Below are 23,726 nucleotides of genomic sequence, written 5' to 3'. Positions count from 1 at the left end.
AATTCCTAATAGAAAAGATAAATATTTTTAATTTCACTTATATCAGTATATCTAATATATTCTCATTGTAACAAAACAATCTCTAATGGGGAATGATGTGAATACTATAGTTCTATTTTTTTTATGTCTCATGTTGTCCAGTCCAATTATCGCGCTTGCTTTAAACTGTTTAATCTCCCGGCCAATTGTTGCAGCCCGCCTGGCAGGTTACAGTATTGGTGGCGGCTTTTTAACTGGGGTAGGGCTGCTTTCCTATTTATCCTTATCTCAGAATTCTGCAGTCTATTTGTTAATTAGTTTCAATACTTTGAGCCTGTTGTTATGCAGTTTAATTTTATTAGTGAGTTTTATCGTGCATCGCTTTTCATTAAGGTATATGCATGGGGATAGGCTCTACAAACGTTTTTTTCTTCTATTATCAGCGCTTACATTTACAGCGCTTATCATGGTGCTTGCCGATGATTTGTTTTTATTCTGGTGTGCCTTATCTGCTTCTAATGTATTTCTAGTACTGTTGATGGTACATAAATCTGAATGGACGGCTGCAAAAAACTCTGCGCGCCTGGCCTTTTATACACTGGCTTCAGGATGTTTAAGTCTATTAATCGCTTTTATTATTTTAACTGTCACTTATAGATCAAGCTCTATTTCATTATTGGTGCAGATAACTCAATTCAGCCATCCATCCTTGTTTTCTATTTCAATGGGACTAATCCTGATTGGCGCAGTTGTCCAATCCGGATTGTTGCCTTTTCATCGATGGTTAATCAGCTCTTTGAATTCACCAACCCCGGTTTCTGCTTTAATGCATGCAGGCCTTGTTAATGGCGGAGGAATTCTGATCGTTAAATTGGCATCATTGATGATACTTTGTCCCGGCTTGCTGACTCTATTGTTCATAGTCGGTTCTATATCCGCATTACTGGGTACTACCTGGAAGTTGATGCAGCATGATGTAAAAAAAATGTTGGCTTGCTCCACTATGGCACAAATGGGGTTCATGATGATGCAATGCGGCGTTGGCCTGTTTGCTGCAGCTATAGCGCATCTGTGTTGGCATGGATTATTCAAGGCCTATCTTTTTTTAAGTTCGGGCTCTGCGGTGAAACAAAGAAAATCAGAGACCAATTCCTCTAAAGGGTCTCTCATTATGCTAATGATTTCTCTTTCAGGCGGAATAGCGGCAATGGTTTCCTTTGCGTTTGCAACAAATAAGTCCCTCTCCGTGCATGAGGCAAGCAGCTTTGTTTTGTTTTTTACCTTTATAGCTGGCTCACAACTCATGTTCACCTGGATCAGAACCCGCCAAACGATGTCAAGTTTCGTGTTGGCGCTTCTTCTTGCCATGATTTCCGGCCTCATGTACGGCGCGAGTATCCAATTGATTCAGTGGCTAATACCAGGCATCTCAATGTTGAAAACATCTCAGTTATCGATAATTCATTGGGCGATTATGGCCTCATTTGCGGCGTTATGGGCCTTCTTTAATCTGGGTATGCATCAAACAATTGGCCAATCAATATTAGGCTGTTGGCTTTATATGAACTTATTTAATTCAAGCCAGCCCTCTTTAAAAACTGTCACCGCTTTACGAAACGATTACAACTACTAAGTTATTAAGGAGTATTTATGACCGCTGCAAAAATATCATTGAAGCAGAATAGTGCAACAAAAGAAACTAGAAATGGAGATATTACCTTCCCTCATGGAAAAAACAAGGTGCTTGAAATACAAACCTGGGTACACAATGCTGCAAAATGCATCGCGCCTGTTTGGCCGCTAGAAACGTTTATCGCCTGTAATCCATTACAAGGGTTTGAGGGACAAACGTTTGAAGACGCCCTGGCTCAGGTTAAAGGTAACTTTAAACGCCAAAGGGCTGAGCGAAATCTGCAACTGGAGGACGTTAATATTCAAATGATCAAATGGTGTGGCGGCTTTTTTGATGCGGGACAAGGCAGTATTGATATGCCTTTTAGGGAGAAAGGTTTTTATTTTGGATTCTTAAAATTGGCTTATTTTGATAAGCAAGTGCACCAGAATAAAAAAGAAGCAAAGGAATTTCTACAGCAATTACCTGAGTCTGCGGAAGAAGCAATCAGGATCTGTCTGCAAAGACTTCATGTTCCAGAAGGGCAGGAAGAGGCATTTCTTTCAAAGTCGCTTTCCTATCTACCAGGTTGGGCAGGATTTGTGAAATGGAAAACAGACTGGCAGAGCTCAAAAAAACAGGGAGAAACTAATGTAACTCTCACCGATTTCCTGGCAGTGCGCTTGGTGCTAACCTGTATTTTCTGGCCTGACGCGGCTAAAGAAAAAAAAAGTCTCGGCGATGGTTCTTTGGTTAAAGAAGTATTGGCGAAGCTAAAAAGCAATGAGAATTCTTATCGGCAAAAGCTATTAAGCCAGCTTTTGCCGGAGGTAGAAAAAGAAAAGCCCCCTCTTGCGCGAAGAAATGCTCAGTTGGTTTTTTGTATTGATGTCCGTTCCGAGCCTTTTCGCCGCGCCATCGAATCCTTAGGCAATTATGAAACTTTTGGCTTTGCCGGTTTTTTTGGTCTCCCTGTGCGTGTGGATGAGTTTGATAGCAATAGAAATAAAGAGTGCTGTCCTGTCCTGTTAAAGCCAAAATATGCCGTTAAAGAAATACCGGCTGCCAATAAGGACGTTTTTGAACATTATCAGCGAGGAAAGGCCTTCATTGACCGCTGCAAAAGCCTGTATACGCAACTAAAATACAATGTGTCGACGCCCTTTGCCTTAGTCGAGTCCTTAGGTCTTTGGTGTGGTCTGAATATGACTGTCAAATCTTTATCGCCGGAACTAAGCAATCATGCAGTATCGGCCATCAAAAGTTGGTTAAAACCACGTATGCCGACCAAGGTTGCTTATGAGTCAGGCCAAACTGATGCAGGGCAAGGCTTGTCCCTGGAAGAGCAGATTAATTATGCCGAAATGGTACTGCGACTAATGGGGCTTACTTCAGGTTTCGCGAAGCTCATTATTCTTTGCGGCCATGGAAGTACCACTGAAAATAATCCGTATGCATCAGCTCTGGATTGCGGCGCCTGTGGTGGTAATCATGGCGGTCTCAATGCCCGTTTATTGGCATCTATTCTCAATAAGCCCGAAGTTCGGAATGGTCTTGAAGACCGCGGCATGCACATCCCCCTGGATACGATATTTTACGGGGCACTGCATAATACTACGACAGATTGCGTTGAGCTTTATTCTGAAGAGGCAGTGAAGACACCTGTATATCCTGAACTTCTAACTCAATTGCAAGCCGATTTGAATGAAGCAAAGCGCATAACCAACCAGGAGAGGGGAACCAAATTGCAGAGTAGCAGGCCCCATAAAGATATAATACGACGGAGTCTGGACTGGTCTGAAACCCGACCTGAATGGGGGTTGGCACGAAATGCAGCCTTTATTGTGGCCCCTCGGCATCTAACAAAAAATATCAATCTTGATGGCCGTTGCTTTCTTCATTCATACCGCTTTGAGCAAGACCATGACGGGACACTGCTCGAGACGATTTTAACTGCGCCCATGGTAGTGGCTGAATGGATAAATACTCAATATTTATTTTCTACTTTAGATAACGTTGCTTTTGGAAGTGGGAGCAAAGTCACTCACAATGTAGTTGGAACCATTGGGATAATGCAGGGCAATGGAAGCGATTTGATGCATGGTCTTCCCCTGCAGTCGGTCATGAGTTCTGATGATAAAACATATCATGAACCACAGCGTTTATTGACAGTTATTTACGCTCCCAAAAAGATGGTTTCTCAAGTGATTGAAAAACAATCCATTTTAAAAACCTTATTTTTTAATGAATGGGTGCATTTGGTAGTTATTGATCCGAAGAGTCAAAGTACTTATCAACTCTACCCATCTGGGGAATGGCGTTTAGTAGAATTACATCCAATGAATAAAATAGAAGTCATAGTATCTGATTTCAACCAAACTAGGGTGTGATGTTTGTTTCTGATGTGGATGTGGCGCGAATGGATTATTTCCACTCAATTACTGGAGTTTAATCATGCATTATCGCAATCAGTCGGTTTTACTTGCTTCAAAACATGAGAAAGAAAAAGCAATTGCTAAGGTATTTTTTGATACACTTTCGTGCACATTGGATGTGCACGAATTTGATACTGACCAATTTGGAAGCTTTACTGGTGAAATACCAAGGACACTAAGCCCCTATGATACCTGTGTTTTAAAGGCAAAACGTGCTGCAGAGGATTACGGTTATGATTTAGTCATTGCCAGTGAGGGAAGTTTTGGGCCGCATCCAGCATTTCCATTTACCCCTGTTGATCATGAGATTATGGTATTTCTTGATCGCAAACACAATTGGGTAATTGCTGAGCAATATACTACACCCAAAACTAATTATCGTATGATGACAATAACTACACAAACAGAGCTAAGCGATTTTTTAGATAAAGCAGGTTTCCCCGAGCATGGCCTCACATTGCAGACCAATAGAGATAAAAAGGTGCTTGCGAAAGGGATTAGAGACATCACAGCGCTGAAAAATGCCCTCTCTCTTGGGTTTCAAAACGAAAAAGAGCTTTTTCTTGCCACGGATATGAGAGCCATGATGAATCCAACCAGAATGAATGCGATTTCTATCCTCGCCGAAAAGTTAGCTCATCGAATTCAATGCTGTTGTCCTGAATGCTTAGCTCCTGGTTTCGGGTTTAATCAAGTGTCAGGCTACCTTCCTTGCGGTGAATGCTCAGCTCCGACTTCATTATGCCAATACGAGATTTGGGGTTGTATCCAGTGTGATTATCAAGAGAAGCGGCCAAGAAGAGACGGTGTGAAAGTTGCTGAGCCACAATATTGCGATTATTGTAACCCATAAAAGTATTTGAATAACACAATGTTTCTGCAAATAATTAAGCGTGATCTGCTTTTGACTGATTATGAATTCGATAATTTGCTCAACGGTCAAAATCGCTCATAATACAAGAGGATTCAAATTTATGGGGAAAATCAAATATACTTTATTTCTAGGCATTTGGGAGATCAATTTTAATTTTGGACCCAAATGCAAGGCGTAAGGCATTAGCAATCGCAAGAATATCAATACATTCTTGTAGAATCGCCCCCAAAACCGGATTTATATGACCTGTTGCGGCAAATCCCATACCGACGAGGCTCAAAAGCATTCCTCCAACAGCACTTTGTGCGGCAATATTTCTAGTTTGGATGCTTAGATGCAGCAATTCATCTACTTTATTTAAGGTGTTTTCCATAATAACAGCGCCTGCAGCCTCAGCAGTCACATTGCTGTGTTGCCCAAAAGCAATTCCTACAGTGGCTGCGGTTAAAGCGGGGGCATCATTAATGCCGTCTCCCATAAACACTGTAGGGGCGTTTTTTCTTTCACGGCGCACGATAGCCAATTTTTGTTCAGGACTTTGAGACGCATATATTTCTGTAAACGGAATTAATTCCGCCAGATATTTCACTTCAGACTCCCGGTCTCCGGAAACCAGCATAATTTTTTTAAATTGATGTGCTGGCTTCAAATGACTGATAAAGGATTTGCTTTCTGCTCTCGGTGCATCGTGAAAATGTAAAGTGGCTGCATATTCGCTATCAATTAAAATAATGCATTCTAAACCTGGAGAAACGGGAGGGAGCAATGATTGAGAACCAGGCAACATTTCTAACAGTTTTTTTCGGCTCGTAACATTCACTTTTCGATGATTGATGATACCGTTTAAACCCTGTCCAGGTTTCTCCGATACATCCGTCGACTCTAGTAAATCAATATGGCGTTCTTTTGTTGCTTTAATTACAGCATTGGCAAGGGGATGTTTGGAGTAACGCTCAAGGCTTCCGACATATTGCAGAATTTGCTCTTTTGTATAATTCGGAGTGGTATAAATGTCAGTTAAAATGGGTTTTCCGTAGGTCAGTGTGCCTGTTTTGTCAAAAATAGCAGTTTTACAAGTAGGTAACCGCTCCAAAACGATTGGATCTTTTATGATGATAGCTTCTTTCGCAGCCCGTGAAATAGCGCTAATAATCGTAATGGGAATAGCAATTAATAAAGGGCATGGTGTGGCAATAACCAGTACCGCAAGAAAACGGATGGCATCATTTGTAAAATACCCGGTGATCGCTGCGAATAATAAGGCCAGAGGTGCAAAAATTGCCCCAATTTGATCCCCTAATCGGCGAATCGAAGGGCGTTTTTGTTCGGCTTCTTCTAAAACTTTCACAATAATTGCAAATCGTGAATCGACTGGCAGTCTGGACGCTCGAATGACAAGTACCGACTCACCGTTGATCGCCCCTGATAAAACGGATGCGCCGGTTGCCTTGGAAATTTGATAAGGCTCTCCTGTAAGGTAAGATTCGTCCATTGAACCATTTCCCTCAATGACTATGCCATCAACAGGGCAGGTTTCATGGGGATAAATAACAATTTCATCATTAATTTGAATGTCAGCCACAGCAATATCAGAAATTTCACCATTCATTTTATGATGAGCAAAAGCGGGCATTCGTTTCACTAACGCCAATAAGACAGAAGATGCTTTATGACGCGCATAACGCTCTAATGTCTGGCCACTCGCTAACATCAGGATTATTAACGATGCGGCTAAATATTGCTGCAAGATAACCCCTGCGACTAAAGCAATTGCAGCCAGGGAATCCGCACCAAAATTTCCCTTTAGCAGTTTTAAAAAAATTTGCAAAAATAGCGGGATTCCTCCAATGATAATTAAAGCTAATAAAGGAACATTGGAAAACCAGAAATTTTCTGCGTTTAGTATGAGATAGATACTTATAGACAGGAGGGAAAGTACTAGGATCAACGATTGCCATTTAGATTGAAAAAAATGCGATAGAATTCTTATTAAATGTTCTCTCTTCATCGTCTTCTTAATTTTAGTTAATAGTGATAACTGCAGATCCGGTAAATCGCCCATATCGTAAATCATCAAGAGCTTCATTGACTTCTTTGAGTAGAGTTCTCAGATATGCCAGGTTAGAGTAAAGTCAAAGTTATTGCTGTTAATTGTTTCCTTGCCTCTCACCAAACCTGCGCTGGCCGTTCTGTCAATCGGCGGATTTGAAAAGGCATGTCCGTAGATAAATTTGCCAGTTAACGCTTTGGTAAACGCGTAATCAAAGCCGCCTCCCACCACCAGCGATCTGTAGACAGCCAGCCCTGCATTCCTGTAAGTGATAGATTGCGGACTTTGATTATATTCCACACCGCCAGAGAACCCCAGTTTATCATTTGTCTGGTAGTGCGCTGCCAGGGTATATATCCATGTATTATTATAGAATTCAGGCACAAGAATATTTCTTCCCAATGCGGTATTGCGTAAATTCAAATAATCGAACGTATCCCACCACTGGTATCTTAAATTTCCTTTTACAAGCCATTTCTCCTGTATCTTTTGGGCAACACCCAGGTTGGCAATGGCCGGAAGGGGATAGGTAATGGCATAATTATATGTTTGTGCGGTCCCCCAAGTGCTGGAGCCTGTGGTGGGATGCACAATTTTTGAGAAATAACTTAAGTCTATAGTGGTTTTGGTTGGTGCCGCATAGGAAATCCCGACTCCCCAGCCCAGGGCCGGTTCCCTGGAGGACGAGTGATTTTTTAATTCTCCATTGGGGTTGACTACATTGTCCAGTTTTGTTTTATAAGTAGTATCAAAATTCAGGGCTAAACCCACTGCGAGGGATTTAGTAACCAAGTAGCTCAATCTGGGGGAAATGGCGATAGTTTGAAGCACGATAGAGGTGGCTATTTGCCGGGCAACACTACTTACCGGAAACACAATATTGGTATAGCTCAGATGAGTAACATCAATACCTCCCATCCACTTGGGATGAAAACGATAAGCCAATCTTCCATAGGGATAATTATAGAATTCCTTACTATCCGATCTGCCATACAAAGAGCCTGCCTGGCCTTTATACGTAAAGAGTCCATACATGAGATTATTGCCTATAGTGGCTTCAGCTTTTTTAACTGTATGGTTCATAATAGCAGGATTATCATAAGCAAAATCGATTATTCTTTGAAAGCCGGATGCATAAGCCCCTGAATCCAGAAGAGTCAATCCCCCAATGATAGTGGTATTTAATATGCTTATCGTAATAAGTCGCATCTTAAACATCGCATGTACCTTATGTTTATCGATCCTTGTCACACTGCGCAACCAATTTGCCCTTAAAAATGGCGTTGGATGTGCTGCTACTTACCTCAAGACAGCTATGTTCGTGGCTTATCATAAGGCAAACACAATAGTTTAAACAAGATAATGTATCAAAGCAGCTAAGGCATTTCCTGGTCCATATAAAACAACATGCCAATTAAGCAGTGTAATTGATTGAATATTTGAGTAAAATACTTTTCTGAATGCAGGAACGCAGTTTGTTATTTGAATGAGGGAGTCATGAGAAGTTGTTTATTTTTATCTTTAGTTTCCATTTCTACAGCAATTTATTCACAGCAATTTTCTAATCCATTAGATGTTGATAAATTTGAAAAGACAGGGATTTGTGAAGCTTGTGATTTGAGCAATGATTTTTATCTTTTTACAAATAAAAATGGTGCTATTAATCTCAGTTATAGCAATTTAAACCGTTCCAGTTTGAGCATTTGGGGTAATCATCAACTCTCAAAATTTAATCGCATAATGGCCACGGAGTTTTCCCTTGGGGCTGCTGACTTTTCTTATAGTGATTTTAGCTTCGCAAATTTAAAAAAAGCGAGAATGAATCATTGCAATTTTACATCATCAGATTTTTCTGGTGCTAATTTATCAGGTGCCAGTTTGGCTGGAGCTAATTTATACAATGCGAAGATCACACAGGAGCAGCTTAAGTCATTGAGTTCCTTTTGCAATGCGATTTTACCCGATGGAAAGATTGGGAGCTGTAATTTCACTCACAGTTAGACCTGGGACGCTGGTTATTTTTTAATGAGTTTAATAACTCTATACCCTCGATTTCTTTTTGAAAAAAAGTGGATACCAAAATCCTAATCATCCACGAGGACTCGCTAACTGGTGTAAACAGCGATATGAAATCGCAACAAGATTTTACTATTATTATTAATAAGATAGGTGAATAAATGCCTTCAAAGAAAACAGTCGCAAAATGTCAAGACTGGTTCTTCTAAAAAAAAGAAGATAGAATGCATTTCCGAAATATATATTCACTTCATTCGCTTTGTGGATAAGTTTTTTAGCCTCTCTTTCTTCCTACTCATTTTATGTTTCTTTCTTCATGCGAAACCCATGGCCACAAAGGCTTTTTAGGTTTTATCCTCCGAAAATAAGCTGGTTAGTTATCCACAAAATCTGTGGATAACAATGTGTATAGAGTGTTAGTGCCTTATTCGTCAGGATACGAAGGCTTATTTAATACTCAGGTCATGAAATTTTTGCTGAAGAGTATTTGCCTGCTCATCTTGTAGCTTGTGAGTTAGCTTATTAAACAACAGGGTGCTCGGCTCATAAATATAGAGGCAAAATTTTCTTTCTTTGCCAAAAGTGGCGTATCCAGCGGCAGCTTTCTTGATACCTGCGTCATTTAGGCCAGCTTTTAATGCCGCCAATTCCGTTTTGTAGTTATCGTTATCCATCATGATCATAGCCACTGAGTTATTTTGCCTTGCATCGTATTGGGCTGTTTTGGGGATGCCGTATTCTTTAGCAAGTTGTTTCAAAGCCTCAAGAATCTCTTTTTTTGAAGATCGGCTGGGCTTAAAGAATGGCTGAGTTGAGTCTTGTGGAATTAAACAAAAATCCTGGCTAAAGGGGCGTGATTCCTCTATCCACGAGTTATAACTTTTTCTCCAGATGAACAGTAAAGGCGAATTATCAAATTTTGCTTTGATTTCTGCTGCTGAAACATATCCCCTGTGACCATAGGGTGTTTGAATCTTTAATGCCTGTAAATTCTCTGAATCAAAATACATTGAAGAAGCTTTTGTAAATAGGTCTATGGGTTTATCACCATTATCGAAGCTAATACGAACACTGAAAGCTCTTGGTCTGTAACTTTTTCGATCGATGATTTCTCCATGCTTTGTAAATAATTCAGGCGGGGCTTCTTTGGTTCGCCAATAATGAATATTATAATCCCAGACCACTATATGGCCCGGAAGAATTCGTTCTTTGGCAATGAAATAGTATATTAGTTGTCCACGATGATTAAGCATCTGCAGTTCAAGATTAGCAACAGCGATTGTGTTTCGATCGATATCGAAAAAATGGTAGTCATCCAGGCTGATGCACCCGTGATCCGCATGTGACGGTGTGGTTTTACGAGGAGCGTGTTGCATAAAACGCGAGAGATTGCCGTAGTTTTTGGCTTGTATCATTGCATAGCTTTTACCTTCAAAATCATCAAAATCCAAGCCGTATTCATTTTTTGATGCAGGAACATTGTTACCCGGCGCTATGGGCTTCATACTCCCGGCATAAATGATGACTGGTTCGCCTGACTCTATGACCTCAAGAGCGAATACCCCAAGCCCGGTTGCTCCCATTGGGCTTAAACACAGTTTTTTGCTGTTTGAATTGATGGTGCTCATTAACTTACTCATTGCGGCGTCATCATAACGCGGTACGGCATTTTCAATCTCAGGATGAGCTAACACCTGGGTGTCTTTAGTAAAAACAAGGCTATCTGTCCAGGCTTTCATCCCGATTTCTTTAGCAAGTACATCACTATTCACTTGCCTGATTTCACAATCTGGTTGATTAGGCAATTTATTAGTAATGTTAATTTTTTGAGGTTCTTCTGACAGGATTTGGCTAAGATTGGATTCAAACTTTTTGTACATACCATAAACTCTTTGGAAAATTTTGGAGATTATATCAATTGATTAAAATATAATCAAACGGTGTAATGATCGTGCCTTTTTACCAAATGCTTCAATAGAGCTCGGTCTTTAGACACTGTTTTTCAAAATTAATTAAAAAAAACGAAAAGAATATTAATCGCTCATCATATCCTATCATTAATCATAATGGCGACAGTAAATTCATTGAGTTTGGGGATTGAGTGTGAGTGCAAGCATCGATCAGGGTCGAATTATACAAAATGTTAATCAATACCTGGAGCGTAATGGATTTTCAATTAGATTTGATGAAGGAGGGGTGTGCCAAGGCCTGGCGATGATGCATGCCAAATATTGCATGGAAGATAGAGAGGCAGATTTTTGGGAGATTTTGAAAAGTATTTCCCACCCATCTGATAGTGCGCTTGAAAATGCCCATATATTTATAACTCAGGTATTGTTAGCATTTGCAGCAAATCAATATAATCAAAATATCAGCCAGGATAATAGTTTTAACATGCTCAAACTTGAGTCTGGTGGAGAAAGTAAGGCATTTTTGCCCGCATTTAGTTTTGCCCTGGTTGCCGATGACAGAAATTGGGCGAACTGTCTTAAAGAAATCGCTCTGGACGATAATGAAATAGCCCAGGTTTCCAGCATTGATCATGCGATAACAATCAGCAAAAAGAATGGTCAGTACCATGTTTACGATCCCGAATATCCAACAGGCCAAAAGAGTTTTTCTACTGAATTAGAGGTGCTAAATGAGCTTCATAAACGAGTTTTTAGCTATGAAACAGCTAATGTTGGGCTTCAGCTTCACCTTTTCAGAAAACCCGATGCAAGCCTCAGACAATATCCTGCTGTTAGCGATCTCTACGAGCGCTATCTGCCCAATGTAAACGCCACAGCAACTGTTCGGGGACACTCTTTCTCGACACTTCGTGCTGCAGCCTCTATAAATTTTGACCCGAAGGTTACTGAATATTTACTTCGTCAGGGTGCTGACGATTCTCGTAATGCTGCAAAAATGGCAATCAATGCAAATAACACTGAAGCATTGTCAATCTTGTTAACTACACTGCCAGGAGATCAATCTGATCTGCTTATCTTCGCCTTAACTTCCGGAAAAGCAGCCGCATTTGAGCTTTTGATGAAAAATGAATCAAATAGGGATCTTTTCAGGCGGGGCTATGGATCAATGTTGTTTTTCGCCGCAGAAGGGGGGAATGGCCCTTTACTAAAAAATTGCCTGGAAATCACGAAAAATGAGATCGAGCGGTACTATGAAAAGGCCCCTCCGGATATAAAGGAAAAACTTATAAATGAACAGATATGCCGTTGTTTAACAAATATTGAACAAGGGCGCGAGGCCAATGTTCTTTCAAATGCAATAAAAAGTGGAGACAGTGAAGCATTTACCGTGATCTGGAATGAATTAAAATCCGCAGGATATAAGTTTCAGCCTCAAGATAATATGAATTATTTAGTTGCGGCCATTAAAAATAATAATGCTCTGGTGGTATCTAAACTTGTAAACGAAATCCCAAGGGAATTACTAGAAACGACCACATTGAGTCAGAATGCCTTAAAGCGCGTTAACAACGACATACTTGTCGAGCTAAAAGATCATGGCGTATCACTTCCTTCTCTTCCTCCAAAAACAGAGAGCATATTAAGCAGGATTTTTCTTTCCTTGTTGAAAAAAATATTCGGAGCAAAAGAACAAGTTGCAACTGATATTACCATTACTTGGGATAAGCAATTGGAAGTGAAAGCCTCATCTTCACCCGTCAAAAGCCAGGATTTTAAGCAGCAATTTTTGGAAATGAGAAAAGAGAACTCTTTGGCAAAAGAGCCCCCCAAAAACAGTTTCAAAGAACAGCTCATGAAAATAAAAGACAGTGCCTCGGCAGAGAGTACACCACAGGTGGTAACGAGCCCTAAAATGGGTGTTTAACCATGATCTGAGTTTTAAGGGTGCGCGGATGCTCTCCTGGTATTACAAACCAGGAGAGCATTTAAAATTTCAAAGGCTATTAGAGGCTGATTTATGAATCTGTTCATTGTTTCTAGTTGATCGCTCTTTCTTCCAGAAGGAAAAATAGTGTGATTTACTGGATAATTTATTGGGTACTGAATCGGCATGTGTTTGATCAACCCTCATTTCCAGACCATCACGATTTAAACTACTTTCAAAATTTCGTTGAAATAAAATAACCGTATTATAAATGTCTTTATTTTTAGATCTCGCTTGACGTATAAACTCTGCCTTACAACACTGAATTAAGTTATTTCTGTCATTTGAAGTAAACGATTCTTTATACTTAACTTGAAGTTGATTGATGTAAAATTGAATTTCGATTTTTTCAGCAATACTCAGGCCTTTTTTGCGTAAATAATTAGCTGAATTAAACTTTATTTTTCCGTTAATTTTGGCAAGCCTGTCGGAGTACCTATTTCTAAATTCCGTCAGATTTTCTGGTTTATTACCATGTTGATGGATTATCTTGCTCGGATTATTTTCTTTGTGTCTCCTCACAAAAGAAGATATTTGCGCCGTTTTTAATAGCTCATCAGGTAGTCTTACCGCAACATAATCTGATTGAGTAGTTGCTCGCCGTTTAAGCTCGCTTAATAAATGAGGCAGTTGATACTGGCCTTGATTATTTTTAGAGGTAGCATCTTTACAAAAAATCAAAGCATCCATGAAGCATGAATGATTATCTGCCTGGCGGGTTTCATAAACACCATAGACTGGAATACGGTTTTCCTCATCCAGATTTTCATTTATAGCATCTATTTGCCAGCCAGCTCTCACAACGCCTTTGGAATTTGCATATAATAAACCTTCCTCCCCCTGTTCCTTTATATACAGAAAAGGTACAGCGTGTGTATTGTCTGCATTTAAAATAAATGCCTTTCTAAAAGAAGTCATATCCTCTGATTCTTTTCTCATGCTTTTTATACAGCTGTTCAAATGCTGAAAAAAAGTATCTTCGTCAAGGCGTTCCAAATAATCATTATGCTTAATAGTGGGTATTTCAATATTGCACTGATATTTATTCGCGTAATAATCAATGGCTAATTGCAATCCTTGGCCAGAGGGATGGCAAAGAGCATTATTTGTCCATCTTACTGTTTTGTCAGGAGAAATTGAGAAATAGGTACGAGGGTTAAACTGAATCATATACTCACCATGTTTGGCATTAAAAGACCCAATTGTACACAAAGCGACCTAAATAGTCAATATGTGACACAATATTTCTGTCTAAAAAATATATTGAGTGAAATCAATGTCAGTTTTTAAATCAAATATAGTAATTACTGAAAGGATATGTCAGATTCCAGGAGATCTTAAAGTCTCCAGTTTTAAGAGCTTGCTCTAGGGTTGTAAGAATAACAACTTCTAGGTTATGTAGTTATCTATCCTAAAATAGATGAACTATAGATATGACATCGACTGGTTTTCAACAGCAAGGAGGTTGCAGGCCGGCACTAAAGCCAATTGAAGCCTCAATTGAAGGGTTATCTATGTCCATCAACACACCATCTGTGGGTATCAAGAAGATCATCAGATTTTTCTGGTGCTAATTTATCAGGTGCCAGTTTGGCTGGATCTAATTTATACAATGCGAAGATCACGCAGTAGCAGTTTAAGTCACCGAGCCCCTTTTTGTAATGCGATTCTACCCGATGGAAAGATTGGGAGCTGAAATTTCACTCACAGTCAGACCTAAGTGCAGATAACTTTATGAATCAGTCTAAATAACTAATAGTCTGATTTTGATATCTATATATATGGATCTCCCGCAAGGAGCTTGCGGGACTGGTGTTATGCGGAATTTTTACAAAAACATCATTTCAATTCCAAGATATTTACACTTTCATCTTTAACATCAGGAACTATGGTGGTGTATACACTTCCCATTTTGGTGAGGATGGCAACATCTCGAGTTTCTTTTGTGAAAAAAGGGGTATAGCCATAATCATTATCATCATAATCTTCCATCATTTATATTCTCATTTATTGCTGGTTTTCGGCATTATAAATCAATTTAATTTAAGACTATTTAGCATATTCGATTGCTTAATGTACACTTAAGCTTTTTTTTATAATATAAGGATTTTCGATTAATGTGGATTTAGTATGACCAAAATAGTAATTTCTGGAGCGGGCCTGGGCGGTTTGTATACTGCAAACCGTCTAATAAATGAAGGGGTTAAACCTGAAAATATTATCATAATCGATCCTCGTGCTGGTCGTTATACAAGACCTGGGCACATAAATCACTCGACTTTTGCTAAAGTTGAAAGATACACGCATATTAGTACCCACCATTCCTCAGCTCATCATATTAAAGAGCTGGAGCGTCGTATGTATGAAAGGTTGAGTTTATCGGGCGTTTCCTTTAGGGAAGAATCTTTTATTGATTTACAACCCCATACTAATACTCAGGAGTCCGGAGTAATCACTAAAGATAAAAAGGGTAAACAGCATGTCTACCCTGCAGCATATGTATTTGATTGCTCAGGAAAAGATGCAGTAGTTGCGCAGGCCGTTAATCGTCATCAAGAAAAATCGAATCAGGATGTCGTATTTAAATCAACTCAATTAGCCGATGTAAATCCGATAACTGATCATTTGGTAGCTCATGTAAGGGTTTCCAATCACATATCAATAGATGACTTCTCGTTTAAAGGAAATACAGATCCCGTTCCAATGCATTATAAGCGAGCTTCTCCTGAAAAAAATGTATCTACAAAAGAAGAGCTGCGAAAAATGGGCTGGAATTTTGAGACCTTCCCCGGATTTTACACTTATTCTCAAAGTGGCTCAGATAAAATCTGCCTTTACATGGAGTCACCGCTGAATATGCCAGAGCAGAAGCAAAAAGAGTGGATAAATCTTGTGTTAAGTATTAACAGCCAAGGGCGTGTAAATAGTTATATGGAATTAAAACCATCAAACACATACGCATATAAACCGAGAATCATGCAATTCAAAAGTGAACCGCATGTATTGAACAGAGCTAGTTTTAAATCATCCGATTTACCTACTGTAATCGTAGGTTTTGATGCATTAAAAGGATTTGATTATCGTGAAGCATCAGGAGTTGATTCTGGAATAGATTGTTTTGAACTCATGCTAAAGCACATTGAAATACAGAACGGTAATATCAAAAATATTGATTTACAGGCAATTGATCAAAACGTGTTAAATTATATTCATGGAAAGTATAAAAAAGATCTGATTTCCAGACTGGCAGATCGGCAGGAATCAATCAACAACGGTTATGAGTATTTTAGTGACATATACGAAAAGGCTGCTGCAGCATTGCCTGAATCAGACAGTGCCAAGAAGAAATATAGGGATACCGCTGCTCAATTAGCTAATCAAAGCGCGATGACGCTGTTTTCATCATTAGAATCAAGAGATAAAGACGAATTAAAAAGTCTCGAAGCACTAAATAAATGTTTGAGAATGATGATTAGAGCCAAGACTCTTTTACCTGCAAGTGCTACTCAAGAGCATCACGATATTAACATAAAATTACAAAAGGTAATTCAATATTTGCGTCTTGAAATCGCTGCACTGGATGTTGCGCCCATTCAATCTCTCGAAAAAAGGCAGCGCTTGGATAAACTTTGCAAAAGTATTCAAGATAACTTTACTCAATTGGATGGAAATTTCGCTCATAATACAGTCCAAAAGAAAATGACAGAAATATTAGAGCGAATCAGTCAAAATTCTTCGGGTGCCAGCCCCTTAATGATGACTCCAGAAAATCCACTGCTTGGCTCTTCTCTTCCCTTTCTAATCTCTGCGTTATCACTGGCCTCTTCTCCGGTTCCTTCTGCACCATCATTTTTTCAGCTCAGGCCATCAACTAGTTCTGCCGGCGCTCGCTCTTTAATTCAATTACTGCTTTTAGGTAGCATATTGTCTGGTTTGGGTGAAGATGAGGAAATCTCATCAAGTTTATCCTTGAACTAGACTGTGAATTTCGCGAATTTTATGGGTGTTCGGCAATGGTTTCCTGGTATATCAATATGCACATTATTGCTAGTTGAGCGCTTTTCTTCCAGAAGGAAAAAATAGTGGTTTACCGAAAGCATGGGTCAGATTTGACAGGCTGTATGAGCAGACTATACTTAAAGTGTAGGCAGAAGAAACGCGAAAGCGATTTTTAAGCCTGCATCAGAAACCACCTTAGGGTGGTTTTTGTTTTTCTGTCACAGGCATTGATGCCTCTGGATACAATTCAATTGTGAACTACTAGCTTGGAGAGGTTGCAAACTGGCACTCAGTTTCGGTGTCTGCCTTTTCCGCTTCGAAGAAGATTGACACATCGTCCCATAAGAGGGGATGAACTGATTCTTTTGCAGCTTTTAAAGCTTCTTCTGTTTTATTAAAGCTGAAGCCTCTTTCATACATATTGCCAAGCAGATGATGAATATAAAAACGATGCCCGTGTTTAGCTGCCTAATGTATAATCTCTTTTTCTTTGTAATCTTAAGAAAACTACATTAAAACGTGGTCTATAATTATACACACTATTAGATACCTGGCACCTATCTATGTTCTTAGTTTAGAGGTTCTGGCCATGATTCAGCCCTTAGCTTTACCTGCTACCGATACCCAACTCAAGCTATTTGTTACAAGTTATAACGAGGCAAATGAGAATTCCCTGGAAAAGTTATATTACTTGCAACAAATAACCACTTATCTTAGAAACAAGCAATTTCTTTCTCCTCAACTCACCAGCTGGCGAAACTCACCATCTCAAGATGGACTTGAAGCCCATTTACAACAATATGGTATACATCGCGATGCCTCAGTATTATTGCAAAATATTGAATTTGCCACAGCAGTGAGTCGCTATGCAAGTGCTGATGTATTTGAGACAAACTTGTCTTTATATGAAGCGATGACTCAAGCGAATGCTGTCTTAAGACAAGATTATTCTCAGGCTGCATTAAACGATTATCTAAATGCCAATCTGGCGATAGTGAAAAACTATGACACAAACCCCAAATTACAGGAAAAAATTGCAAGGCATAGACATTTTTTAGCCTTAAGCTACGCTAAAGCAGAATCTATTCAGGGATTCGTTGAACAGGTTTTTCCCGAATATTCGACTAAAGTTTTGGGCAATCCTGAAGGAAACAATAAGAACTTTACATTTAATATTGACGGCATCAAAGAACAAGTGGTCATTCGTGTTGAAGATAGAGACTCTTTGGGAAAAGAACCTATTCTTCAACTCAATGAAGTCAGTGAATATTTTTCGGAAGATTATGTTACCTTGATGGTGCCATTTGAAAATGAAGATGAGGAAACTGAGTATAAACCCGTCGTTATCAGTAATTTTGCTAAGGAAGGATCTCTGTTAAATTACGCCCAAGCGCTTAAAGGTGAACAGCCCAAAGCCATAGCAGCAGATGCCCAGCGTTTTTTTATTCAATTAACTGACTTTTGCCTGAAACTGGAAGCGGCAGGGCATTATCATCCTGATATAAAACTATCCAATTTTTTAACCGACGGGGAGCAGATTATTGTTAGCGATAGAAAAACATTAACTGATAAAAAAAATCCTTCAGTTATGGATATTCTAAGCTCACCCAATTATGCCCCTCCGGAATATAAAGCCTGTTTAAACGAAGCAGGCGACGATCTTGCCCCAATTCTGGCAAGAAAGACTAAAGTAGATATGCCGGCCTACATGTCGTTTCAATTAGGGAAGGCCTTAAAAGAATTTATGTTTTACGGCTTGGGTAAAACCCAGTCCCAGCAGGATGAAGAAGAGTATGAGAACTGGAAACCCCTTAATGCAGGGGCAAGCAACTCAGTCCATGAAATACAGAACTTATCGGTACTCATTCAGGAGTTAACTCGCTCAGAACCTTCCGATCGCTTACCCATTAAGCATTTACAGTCGCTTTTGAATTTTATTAATCTGCCTCCAGAAGATTTCCTTGTCAAGCTTGAAGAGTTAGTACCCCAGTCAGCATTAAGTACTGGTAAAGAAATTGAGTTGTTAAGCAAGGTCTTAAATGGGGAAGAAATTACCCCCGAAATGGATACAATTTTTGTGCAGGCATTGAAACAGATTAACGATCCAAGAGTTCCTTCTCTCTCTAAAATACAGTCAGACAGGTTTGATACACAGATAGCCTCAGCCAAACAGCATTTAAGCAAAGTGGAAAAAGCGATTTTAAAAGAAGATTTAAACAAGGCAGGCTTCTTTAGACGATTGCTGCATACAGTAACAGGAGGATTAATCAGAGTACCTGCAGTCAGTTCTTTTCAAGATTTGATGCTTCAGAACAGATTGCCAGAAATGAATCAGGAGACAAAATCCAATCTACAGATAGCTTTGATCGTAGGTATAAAGCAAGACTCCAAACTTAATAACCATCAGCGTTTATTATTAAACCAAATGCTGGTTACCGCTGATACTCTGGAGAAAGGTAAAGCCCAGGAATCTGTTGAGCTACCCGATAATGCTCAAGAACAGGAGGCTGAGCTTGATCCAGTGGCTGATGCTGACAACGAAGAGGGACTTGACTCAGTCATTTACAGTTCAGTTATTTATAAAGATGCGCCGGTAGAGCAAAAGCCGGATCTCGATAATCAGCTCTCTGAACAATCTAATATTAAAGAGGGTGATGCTGCTAATAATTCGGTTGTCCATACAGATTCCCCGGTAGCTCCTGACAATCCCCTCCCTGAAAATCCTGATTCAGAGGATAGCGAAGCGGATCGTGGATCAGTTATATATAATTCTGTTGAATATAAAGATGCGCCAGTGGGTGGGGAATTTAATCCAGCAGATGTAGTATTTGATGAAGACATACCGGAAGGAACGAACTTGAGTGAAGAGCAATGGAAGCCAAAAGTTGAGGATATTCCTGCAACCATTAGCCGAGGAAACAGGTCGGCAGAGAGTGAAATACCCCTACAACAACAATTATCTAAATATGATAAAGTCAAACTTTTATTTAGGCATGATACAAAAGGTGACTATAAGCAGCTTGAGAATAGTAGTGACTGCGACAACGAATCTTCTATAAGCAGAAAAAACAAGTAACATTTTTTTAACACCACTCGATATGAATCAAGTTCCAGACGCTTTTAGAAATAACCACATTCCTGATTCTGATAATTGCAGGAACCAGACGAATAGCAGCGTGGAACAACAATACAACGATAGCGCGGGTAGTAATAATATTGAGGATTGGGAGCATAATAGGGATTATACCCATTATAATACCCGTTGTAGTATCCCGGGTTATTGGGATTGATAATGATAACCTTTTGCCCTCCCCAGTAGCGATGGTGATATCCATAGCTATAGCAAAGCGAAGTGCTGGCTATTCCCATTCCGAGAAATAGACCCATCGCACAACATAATCGGTATTTCATCTCAGCTTCCTGTAACGACCTCATGGCAGGACAAATTCCTGATATGATGGTGGTTAACAAATTATCCTTATTGATTAAATTATAGTACTTTTGATTGGTCATTGAGGAGAGGTGGAAAGCAATACAAATTCCGAGAGTTCGCTATCCAACTCCGGCAGAGAGTTTGAGCAAGTAGGGGGGGCAATGGCAGGTTTGCCACCATTATAAATAGCCCATCTGAACCATTGGAATTCTTTTGTGGTTTGGAGGTTAACAAAGCGTTCAAGGTCTTTTTTAGTAACTGGCAGCGCCTCAACATCTTTTATCATTCCTCTCAGCTCATATCGAAATGTTGATCTTTCGTTCAAAGGCATCGTGTGAGTAAATTGATAACCCCGGACTAGGCACTCGAGTATTTCTTCCTTAATCAAAGGCTGGTCTTGTAAATAAAACCTACTAAAATCAGAATTAAGTTTTTTCAACCCCATCATTTCGCAGATCTCTTTTGCAATGAAGTAGGGATAGTTTCCTGCAATTTGATTGTATTGTTCTCTGCTTAATTCGAGATGACCGCTCACATGGTCTTTTAATAAAGATAATTCAACAATAGTGCTTCTAATTCTGATTAAATCATCGACAGAAAACTCATGTCGCAGCTTTTCTAAAATATTTTCATAAAATTGTAATGGCAGATTAAAATTACTGAACTCAATTTGCGAATGACTGCCATGAATGTCTTTATATTTATATTCATAAATTCTATCTCTTACTTCATTTAATTTAAGCTGGGACATAACAGTGTATTCCTGACGAAAACTTAGATTGAGAAAGTGCTCAAGATAAACCCCAGACTGGATAAATTTATTTCTGGCTTCAAATTGAATGTCACTGTCAAATTCATCGTTCAATGTGAGCACTTTTTTTCCCAAACTCAGGTAATATTTAGCAAGGAATAAAGCCGAATTTGATTGTTCACCAGATGAGGTGCTGCCCGAGAACAAGAGAGATCTATGAGTGACCACCGGATCCTGAACTACTGGTCCTTGAGAAGTCTTGCCAAAAAAAACAGTGCGCATTGAAAACATCGGGCGCTGATTCAAATCTATCCTGCCCTTGTCAGTACTTTCTAAACGCAATGCTGAATTTTTGCCGTGGATAAGCGCACGAAGCTGGAATAATATGGTTTGTGTTTTCTTTACAAGTTCGTAATCTAAAGGGGCATTCCTCTCTCTGTTTATTTTAAAACTGGTGTATGATTGCCAGTGAAAGGCTCTCGTGGGGATTCCTGTGAACATTGTATCATCGTACCCCACAAGATCTCTACTCATCCGGGTCAATACATAAATTCCTTCCATAACAAAATAGTCAAATTGCCCAACATTTAAATCTTGTATATTGTTTAATACCAGGCCTTGAAATACGGTCTGGAGTTCCATCAGAGATGTATCAAATTTTTTCGTTTGATAAAGATGGGTTTTGTAAAACGGATTGCTATCCAGAATAAACAATAATGCCGCTATTTTATCATTAAAACGCTGACATACATCTAGGCAAAATGAACGCTGCTCAATCATCTTTTTTTTTAGGATTTCTCTATATTCGCTATGCGTTGGATGGTCGGGGCAGAGAGAGGGGATTGCATCAGGATGCGTATCAATATAGGCAATGACCCCATTTAAAACAAATTCAAACCGTTTCAGATCTTCATGTTCCTGATGCTCGAGTTGACCTTTTGCATTCAGAAGATCCGTATCTGATAATTCATTATTAATGATTTTATTATAATATTGCTCTAATAAATTAGCTGGCATTTCTCACTATTAACCTATATATAATTCACATTGACTCAAATTGATGAATAAATAATTCAAAAAAAGGAGCTTGTTCTGTTATTTTTGATTTGCATGCTCAATTATACGGCAGAATAATGAGAGGGGCTATTGTCCTTTGGTGCAATTAGGTCAGGCCAGATGTCCCAGCCAGGGGCTTTATTTAAAATAACCAGTTGTTCATTATGATTCATTTCAATTGCGCCTGACTAAATTTATTTTGTGTAAGGATGCAAGCAACAATTTCCCAGCCTTGTAATAACAAGCTTATTTTCTGTTTATGAACAAATCGTTGAATATTCAAAAAGAAGTATGGCAAAATTAAAAACATTGTGAATGAGCTGTGCGTGGTATGATGGAGTTTCTTGAAGATTTGTTACTTTTCTGGCGTCGATTTTCCTCATACTTTCGGTATAATGACTTACTAGGAAGGTTGGCATTTCGCTTTTTTAGTTATTTGCTATCGTACTGGGCAGTCAGTATATTGATGGATCACAGTGGTTTACCAAACATCTTCTCCTCACTATTTAAGATTGCTCTTTGGGAACTTGGTTTCAACTTTATCTTGTCGGTACCATCGCTACGAATTCCGGCCAACCGGCAGTTGAACCAGCTTGTAGAGCGCACTCTCAGCCATCGAGCACCCAATATATCTCCGAATGGATTACAGCATGTACTCGCTAGCGATCTTCTTTTTGATTCGCGAGCTCTTTCAGAAAATAGACGCTTAACTTCAGAGCTTATTTTACGCATTCTGACTCATATTCAGTATCGCCGTGAAGTTGACGTGCAAATTTTTTTTCTTGACGCACCTCCATTTATTCAATCTGGAAATGTTCAGTCAGCCCCTGCTCGAATCATCACTGACCAATTGCATACTGTTCTGGAAGCACAGGGGATCTTAAGCGAATGGATCCCCAGACAGTACACTTGTCCCATTACCCTGATGATTATTGATGGAACGCCGGTTTATGCAAAGAATAGTCCCGAACGATTCAACCGCAATGCTTTGCTAAACTGGCTTGATAAGGATAAGAGTCATCCAATGACGCGAGAGGACCTATCCCTGGATGAACTGAAAAATGACCTTGTGATGGAGGGAAAAATCAAGGTTTTTAGTCATTGGATTTTATTAAAAAAAGAATACCTGAAGCATCTCACTTTAGCAGAGGCTTTAACCTGCATTAATCAATTTACAGAGTCACTCGACAGGGTGTTTGCTGATAAAAAAGAATCCGGAATACATCGTTTGGCCGAGCAGCTAATCCAAAGACTCCAAACCAGCGCGACAGAAATTGAATGTCAGAAATCGCTGGTGGTTGCTAAAAACGAAGTAAGCGCATTTTCAACAGCCAGTACAAAAATTCTTTTTTTCCAGGCGTTGAATCTCTCTACTGATGCAAAACCTACGCAAATCGAACAGGCCTATCGCAAGTTAGCCAGACGAGTTCATCCAGATAAAAATTCCAGGCCAGAAGCAAAAGATGCGTTTTTTAAACTAACTGAAGCAAGGGATTTTTTATTAAAAAAACGCCATGCCGCTTCGGAAACTTTTAATTTGGAAAGCCTTGAAAAAATAAAGCAATCCATTAAATACTGATAATCAGACTAAAGGGAATCTCATTGCGTTCCAGTATATACTAAG

At 39.4% G+C, this 23,726-nt stretch carries 16 protein-coding genes; 9 read left to right on the top strand and 7 right to left on the bottom strand.

All coding sequences use genetic code 11. The features are described 5' to 3' along the window. Positions 1–97 precede the first annotated feature (97 nt). The 3 genes from DYH61_RS09890 (at position 98) to DYH61_RS09875 (ending at position 4,879) form a co-directional block, all read left to right on the top strand. Positions 98–1,612: a proton-conducting transporter transmembrane domain-containing protein gene (locus DYH61_RS09890; protein WP_058509026.1), complete on the top strand. Its 1,515-nt coding sequence runs from the start codon at positions 98–100 to the stop codon at positions 1,610–1,612. A gap of 17 nt (positions 1,613–1,629) precedes the next feature. After that, positions 1,630–3,981, top strand: coding sequence for a DUF2309 domain-containing protein (locus DYH61_RS09885; RefSeq protein WP_058508731.1), 2,352 nt, complete (start codon positions 1,630–1,632; stop codon positions 3,979–3,981). A 64-nt stretch (positions 3,982–4,045) separates the two neighbouring features. Next, positions 4,046–4,879, top strand: coding sequence for a DUF6671 family protein (locus DYH61_RS09875; RefSeq protein WP_058508732.1), 834 nt, complete (start codon positions 4,046–4,048; stop codon positions 4,877–4,879). Between the two features lie 148 nt (positions 4,880–5,027). On the opposite strand, the gene DYH61_RS09870 is transcribed toward DYH61_RS09875, so the two are convergent. Beyond that, positions 5,028–6,908, bottom strand: a complete 1,881-nt coding sequence (locus tag DYH61_RS09870; RefSeq protein ID WP_058509027.1) for a heavy metal translocating P-type ATPase — start codon at positions 6,906–6,908, stop codon at positions 5,028–5,030. A 99-nt stretch (positions 6,909–7,007) separates the two neighbouring features. Next, positions 7,008–8,168, bottom strand: coding sequence for an OmpP1/FadL family transporter (locus DYH61_RS09865; protein WP_058508733.1), 1,161 nt, complete (start codon positions 8,166–8,168; stop codon positions 7,008–7,010). Positions 8,169–8,447: 279 nt separating this feature from the next. On the opposite strand from DYH61_RS09865, the gene DYH61_RS09860 reads away from it, so the two are divergent. Next, positions 8,448–8,951, top strand: a complete 504-nt coding sequence (locus DYH61_RS09860; protein WP_058508734.1) for a pentapeptide repeat-containing protein — start codon at positions 8,448–8,450, stop codon at positions 8,949–8,951. 461 nt (positions 8,952–9,412) lie between these two features. Here the strand turns inward: DYH61_RS09860 and DYH61_RS09855 are convergent, their stop codons facing one another. After that, the gene (locus DYH61_RS09855) at positions 9,413–10,846 is read right to left on the bottom strand and encodes an SET domain-containing protein (protein ID WP_058508735.1); all 1,434 of its coding nucleotides are present in this window, start codon (positions 10,844–10,846) and stop codon (positions 9,413–9,415) included. 223 nt (positions 10,847–11,069) lie between these two features. Between DYH61_RS09855 and DYH61_RS09850 the strand changes: the two genes are divergently transcribed. Further along, positions 11,070–12,803, top strand: coding sequence for a hypothetical protein (locus DYH61_RS09850; protein WP_058508736.1), 1,734 nt, complete (start codon positions 11,070–11,072; stop codon positions 12,801–12,803). A gap of 69 nt (positions 12,804–12,872) precedes the next feature. On the opposite strand, the gene DYH61_RS09845 is transcribed toward DYH61_RS09850, so the two are convergent. After that, positions 12,873–14,033, bottom strand: a complete 1,161-nt coding sequence (locus tag DYH61_RS09845; RefSeq protein WP_058508737.1) for a hypothetical protein — start codon at positions 14,031–14,033, stop codon at positions 12,873–12,875. A gap of 318 nt (positions 14,034–14,351) precedes the next feature. Between DYH61_RS09845 and DYH61_RS15995 the strand changes: the two genes are divergently transcribed. Next, positions 14,352–14,495: a pentapeptide repeat-containing protein gene (locus tag DYH61_RS15995; protein WP_083499289.1), complete on the top strand. Its 144-nt coding sequence runs from the start codon at positions 14,352–14,354 to the stop codon at positions 14,493–14,495. Between the two features lie 207 nt (positions 14,496–14,702). On the opposite strand, the gene DYH61_RS15655 is transcribed toward DYH61_RS15995, so the two are convergent. Then, a complete protein-coding gene (locus tag DYH61_RS15655) occupies positions 14,703–14,858 on the bottom strand; it encodes a hypothetical protein (protein ID WP_157072314.1) in 156 nt (51 codons plus the stop codon). A 135-nt stretch (positions 14,859–14,993) separates the two neighbouring features. Here DYH61_RS15655 and DYH61_RS09835 point away from each other — a divergent pair, with 135 nt between their 5' ends. Then, positions 14,994–16,841 carry a hypothetical protein gene (locus DYH61_RS09835; protein WP_058508738.1) on the top strand — a complete coding sequence of 616 codons (1,848 nt, stop codon included), beginning with the start codon at positions 14,994–14,996 and terminating at the stop codon, positions 16,839–16,841. A 610-nt stretch (positions 16,842–17,451) separates the two neighbouring features. Beyond that, positions 17,452–19,938: a protein kinase family protein gene (locus DYH61_RS09830; RefSeq protein ID WP_058508739.1), complete on the top strand. Its 2,487-nt coding sequence runs from the start codon at positions 17,452–17,454 to the stop codon at positions 19,936–19,938. 44 nt (positions 19,939–19,982) lie between these two features. Here DYH61_RS09830 and DYH61_RS09825 read toward each other — a convergent pair whose 3' ends face one another. Together DYH61_RS09825 and DYH61_RS09820 are read right to left on the bottom strand one after the other, a co-directional pair. Next, positions 19,983–20,273: a hypothetical protein gene (locus tag DYH61_RS09825; protein WP_133129080.1), complete on the bottom strand. Its 291-nt coding sequence runs from the start codon at positions 20,271–20,273 to the stop codon at positions 19,983–19,985. Between the two features lie 98 nt (positions 20,274–20,371). Beyond that, positions 20,372–22,063 (bottom strand): hypothetical protein, encoded by a 1,692-nt coding sequence (locus DYH61_RS09820; protein WP_058508741.1) that lies wholly within the window; start codon positions 22,061–22,063, stop codon positions 20,372–20,374. A 505-nt stretch (positions 22,064–22,568) separates the two neighbouring features. On the opposite strand from DYH61_RS09820, the gene DYH61_RS15650 reads away from it, so the two are divergent. Then, positions 22,569–23,681 carry a DnaJ domain-containing protein gene (locus DYH61_RS15650; RefSeq protein WP_160037280.1) on the top strand — a complete coding sequence of 371 codons (1,113 nt, stop codon included), beginning with the start codon at positions 22,569–22,571 and terminating at the stop codon, positions 23,679–23,681. The last annotated feature ends 45 nt before the right edge of the window (positions 23,682–23,726 follow it).

This window comes from Legionella quinlivanii (assembly GCF_900461555.1).
Classification (GTDB): Bacteria; Pseudomonadota; Gammaproteobacteria; order Legionellales; family Legionellaceae; genus Legionella_C; species Legionella_C quinlivanii.
Note: the sequence above shows the minus strand (reverse complement) of the source record. Positions and strands in the feature narration are given on the sequence as shown.